This is a genomic window from Streptomyces sp. AC550_RSS872, assembly GCF_019049285.1.
GTDB lineage: Bacteria > Actinomycetota > Actinomycetes > Streptomycetales > Streptomycetaceae > Streptomyces.
In genome coordinates, this window is record NZ_JAGMUL010000121.1 from 102,527 (window position 1) to 108,101 (window position 5,575).

General features: G+C 68.5%; 2 protein-coding genes. Both read right to left on the bottom strand.

From position 1 onward, the window contains the following. The coding region (locus KUM44_RS34735; protein ID WP_217213735.1) for an amino acid adenylation domain-containing protein at nt 1-2,769 on the bottom strand (2,769 nt) is incomplete at its 3' end. Between the two features lie 2 nt (nt 2,770-2,771). Continuing rightward, nucleotides 2,772-5,575 (bottom strand): non-ribosomal peptide synthetase (locus tag KUM44_RS34740; RefSeq protein ID WP_217213736.1); only part of this gene is annotated, 2,804 nt, incomplete at its 5' end.

Sequence of the window (5,575 nt, forward strand, 5' to 3'; positions counted from 1 at the left end):
CGGCGTCATGGGAAGGGCGTCGAGGGTGACGAAGGCTGCGGGGATCATGTAGTCGGGCAGCTGGTCCGCTACGTAGGTGTGCAGTTCCCGCTCCGTGACCGGTGTGCTGGTGACGGTGTAGGCGGTGAGGCGCTGGTCGCCGGGGGTGTCCTCGCGGAGGATCACGGCGGTCTGGGTCACTGATGGGTGTGCGGCCAGGACGGTTTCGATTTCGCCGGGTTCGATGCGGTGGCCGCGGAGTTTGACCTGGTGGTCGGTGCGTCCGGCGTATTCGAGGTGGCCGTCGGTGTGCCAGCGGGCGAGGTCGCCGGTGCGGTACATACGGGTGCCCGGGGCGCCGTGCGGGTCGGCGATGAAGCGTTCGGCGGTCAGGCCGGGGCGCTGGTGGTAGCCGCGGGCCAGCTGCTCACCGGCGATGTAGAGCTCGCCCAACACACCTGCCGGGACGGGGCGCAGGGCGGTGTCGAGGATGTAGCAGCGGGTGTGGGGGAAGGGGCGTCCGATGGGGATGGGGCCGGTGGGGGTGGGCTGGTCGGGGGTGAGGCGGTGTTCGGTGGCGGTGATGGTGGTTTCGGTGGGTCCGTAGGCGTTGATGACCGTGACATCGGGGTGCTTCTGCCGCCACTGCTCCAGGTCATGGCCGTGGAGGGCTTCGCCGCCCAGGATCAGGGTGTGGGTCGGGGACACGGAGTCGGGCAGGCTGTTGAGCAGGGGCAGGTGGGCGGGTGTGGCTTTCAGCAGGGCCGGCCGCGGGGCGTGTGCGGTGTGTTCGGTGAGGTCGGTGATGTGGAGGGTGCCGCCGGTGGTCAGGGGGGTCCACAGGGCGGTGCCGGTGTGGTCGAAGGCCAGCGGGGAGTGCAGCAGGGTGGACTGTGCGGCGGCGGTGTAGGTGGCCCGGGCGTGGGCCAGATAGACGGCCAGGGCCCGGTGGTCGATGACGGCGCCCTTGGGGCGGCCGGTGGAGCCGGAGGTGTACAGCAGGTAGGCCGCGTTACGCCCGCAGGCCGCCCGCGGTGGGTTGTCGTCGCTGTAGCCGTCCAGATCGAGCCCGTCCAGAGCGGTCAGGTGCACGGCCGGGGCCGCGTCGGCCAGGACGTGGGCGGTGCGCTCGGCCGGATAGTCCGGGTCCAGCGGCACGTAGGCCGCACCGCTCTTGAGGGTGGCCAGCAGCGCGGTGACCGCATCGATCCCGCGGGGCATATCCACCGCGACGAACCCCTCCGGACCCGCACCCCGCTCGGCCAGCCACCACGCCAGCCGGTTCGCCCGCGCGTTCAACCCCGCATACGACACCACCTCGCCCGCACACGTGACCGCCACCGCATCCGGCGTGGCCGCCGCCTGCTCCTCGAAGAGCGTCACGACATCCACCGCCGCCGCACCATCCCCGCCACCGGATGGCTGACCGTTCCACTCCTCCAGCACCCGGTGCCGCTCGGCCGGGTCCAGCAACTCCAGCCGGCCCACCAACCCACCCGGATCAGCGGCAATCGTCCGAAGCGTGCTGACGAGCCGCGTTGCGATCTTCCTGACGAACTCCTCGTCACACAGCTCGGTCCGGTTGCCGATGCGCATGTGCAGTGCGTTGCCCTGCATGTGTGCGACGAGGCACAGCGCGAAGTCCGTGTTACCGACTGAGCTGAGTGACGTCAGACGGAGAAGTGCGGAGTCCAGATGGCTGTCGATCTCGGATGTGTCGAGGGGGTAGTTCTCGAAGACCAGCGCCGTGTCGAAGAGTTTGCCGGTTCCCGCCCAGCGCTGGATCTCGGCGAGGTTGACCCACTGGTGGTTCAGGAGGCGAGCCTGCTCGGACTGCAGCCGTCGCAGGAGGTCCGTCACGGACTCGGCGGGATCCAGCCGGGCGCGTAGCGGCAGAGTGTTGATGAAGAGCCCCACCATCGACTCGACACCGTCCAGCTCTGCGGGCCGCCCTGAGACAGTGGTGCCGAAGACGACATCGTCGCGCCCGACGGCTTGGGAGAGCGTCAGCGCCCAGGCACCCTGCAGGATCGTGTTGACGGTCAGCCCATGGGCACGGGCGTATCGGATCAGTGCTTCGCCGGTCTGTTCGTCGAGTTCGATGTCGGTGCTCTCGGGGAGAGCAACGACGGGCGCGGGTTCGGGTGAGATGAGGGTGGCGTCGTCGAGGTCGGCCAGGGCGGCGGCCCAGGCTTCCTGGGCAGCGTTCTTGTCCTGGTCGTTGAGCCAGGAGAGGTAGTCGCGGTAGGGGCGGGTGCGTGGCAGCGCGCTGGCGTCTCCGCCCGATATGTAGAGCGACATGAGGTCGCTCAGGAGCAGCGGCGTCGACCAGCCGTCCAGGAGAACATGATGGTTGGTCAGGATGAAGCGGAACCTGTTGCCACCGAGGCGGATCAGCGTGAAGCGGATGAGGGGTGGCCGGGAGAGGTCGAACCGATTCCAGCAGTCTTCTGCGGCGGTGCGCTCAAGCTCGGCCTCCTGTTCAGCAGCCGGGAGCGTGGTGAGGTCCACTTCCCGCCACACCGGCTCCACATCCCGGTGGATCACCTGCACCCACTGGCCGGAGCCGCGCTGCCGGAAGCTCGCACGCAGGTTGGCGTGCCGCTTCAGCAGCGCCGTCGCGGCGCCGCGCATGGCGGTGGCGTCCAGTTCGCCCTCAAGGTCGAATGAGTGTTGGGAGACGTAGACGTCCAGCTCTTCCTCATCCAGGAGGTGCAGGAAGAGAAAGCCCTCCTGGAGTGGCGACAGGCTGAGAACGTCCTCGATCTTCCCGCGCGACTGCTGGCCCATTTCTATATCCCCCACTCGAAGTCGAGTTCTGCCTCGAGCTGGTCGAGTTCAGCCTGCGTAATAGAGGTGTGTGAGACGTCGGACGGAGCGAGCCCCCCGGCGTCCGCGCTGTTCGCGTGTTCGACGAGCGCCCGGAGTGCCTTGAACCAGCCCTCTGCCAGCTGCTGTGCGTCGTCCTGCGTCAGCAGCCTCGACGCGTAGGTCCACCGCGCCTGGAGCTGAGGACCTGCCGGTGTGTCCGTGGTGACGGAGTTGAGGTCGATCGCGTGGCTCGTCGGCATGGCCGGGCTGATGCCAGTGATGCCGCTGGAGACTGGCTGCCAGTGCCCGGACTCCTGGGTGCCGACCAGCCTGCCGTGGTAGTTGAAGCGGAACTCGGCGGCGGGGAGCTCGGCCAGCTGCGATCGGGTCTGGTCGTTGAGGTAGCGCAGCAGACCGTAGCCGAGGCCGTCGCCTGGCGTTCGGCGGAGCTGTTCCTTGATGTCCTTCAGCGCTTGGCCGAGGGCGGTACCGCTGTTCCAGATCCCGGCCCAGCCGGCGACGTGGTGCTGGAGGCGCAGCGGGTAGATAGCGGTGAACCAGCCCGTCGTACGGGTGAGGTCAGCACCCGGGACCGCGTGCTCATGCCGTCCGTGGCTCTCCAGGTCGACGACGACGGGGGTGTCGGGTCCGTCCGGGTGCGGGCGGCTGCGGCGCCAGTTGCCGACGGCCAGGGTGAAGGCGGTGAGCAGCAGCTCGTTGAGGGTGGCGTTGTAGCAGCCGGGGACCCAGGTGAGAAGCGCCTGGGTAGTGGCCGTGTCGAGCTCTGACACGTGGTCCGCTTCGGTGGCGTGGGTGTCACGTGCGGGATCGAGACACAGGTGCGCGGAGACATCGGCGAGGGTCGTATGCCAGTGTTCGAGCTCCGCCACACGGGCCGGGTCGGCTGCCGCCTTGTGAAGGGCAGCGGCCCACTGACGCCATGATGTGCCGGTCGGTTGCAGTGTCACAGGGGCGGTTGGCCTGGCGGCGGCGGACTCGCAGGCGGCTACGAGGTCACCCAGCAGGATGTGCCAGGACACTGTGTCGACGGCCAAGTGGTGTGCCAGCAGGATGAGCCTGCCCTCCTGGGCACTGCGGTCGAGCCAGACGGCCTGCAGCATGACGCCGTGCGTGGGCGAGAGCCTCGTACGGGCTGCGGTGCCCTCTTCAGTGACGAGCCGCTGGAGGGCGCCGTCGTCCAGGCCGACCGCGTCGACGGTGACGAGGCAGTCCGTAGCGGTTACCACGCCGGGCGGTTGAACCTCCATCTCACCGTCGGGTCCGGTGCGCAGACGGAGGCTGTCGTGGTGGTCCAGCAGGGCTTGGAGTGCTTCGGTGAGTGTCCCTGAGGCGAGATCCGCGGGTGTGCGCACGGTGATGGACTGGCTGAACTCGCTGGTCGGTCCGCCGACGTCGGCCAGCCACGCCGACATGGGCGTGGGCGGTACCGGGCCCAGCGGCGTCACCGCCTGCGTCTCCTCGTCCGCATTGTCGCCGGTCGAAGCGGCAGCTGCGGCCTCGGCGAGGGCGGCGACGGTCTGGTGCTCGAAGACATCCCGGACGGTGAGGTCGTACCCGAGCGCGCGTGCTTGGGCGATCAGCCGGATGGACAAGATGCTGTCGCCGCCGATGTCGAAGAACCGGTCGTCGGCATCGACGGCGTCGACTTGCAGGGTCCGGGCAAAGAGTTGCGCCAACTGGATTTCTCGACGGCCCTGCGGGGCTCGGCTCGCGACAGTCTTGCTGTGGTCCGGTGCTGGGAGGGCTTTGCGGTCGAGCTTGCCGTTCGGGGTCAGAGGGAGGCTGTCGAGGGAGACGAAGGCTGACGGGATCATGTAGTCGGGCAGGGTCACCGCCAGGTGAGTGCGCAGTTCCCTGGTGCTGATGGCCTGCTCAGCGACGATGTAGGCAGTCAGGCGGGGATTGCCGAGGACATCCTCACGGATGATGACGGCAGCGTGGACGATCCCGTCATGGGCGGTGAGTGCGTTCTCGACCTCGCCGGGTTCGATGCGGTGGCCGCGGAGTTTGATCTGGTGGTCGGTGCGTCCGGCGTATTCGAGCTCGCCGTCACTGCGCCAGCGCGCCAGGTCGCCGGTGCGGTACATGCGGGTGCCCGGGGCGCCGTGCGGGTCGGCGGTGAAGCGTGAAGCGGTGAGGGTGGGGCGCTGGTGGTAGCCGCGGGCCAGCTGCGGTCCGGCGATGTAGAGCTCGCCGAGCACCCCCACTGGTACTGGGCGGAGGGCGGCGTCGAGGACATAGAGGCGGGTGTTCCACACCGGACGGCCAATGGGCACGGGTCCGGTGTCGTAAGTGGCGGCGTGGTGGTAAGTGACGTCGACTGTGGCTTCTGTCGGCCCGTACAGGTTGTGCAGCTCGACTTCGGGCAGGGTTGCGTTGAAGGTGTTGGCCGTGTCGCGGGGCAGGGCTTCGCCGCTGCTGAACACCCGGCGCAGTGTTTCCGTGCATCCGGCGGCTTCCGGCTCTGCCAGGAAGGCCTGGAGCATTGACGGTACGAAGTGGCAGGTGGTCACGGCCTGTTCGCGGATGAGCCGGGACAGGTAGCGCGGGTCCTTGTGTCCTGCGGGCTCGGCGATGACGAGGGAAGCACCCTCCTGCAATGGCCAGAAGAACTCCCACACGGACACGTCGAAGGATGATGGTGTCTTTTGCAGTACCCGGTCGGTCGGCCCGAGCTGGTAGGTGTCCTGCATCCAGCGCAGCCGGTTGTCGATCGCGGAGTGCGGTACGACGACGCCTTTGGGGCGGCCGGTGGAGCCGGAGG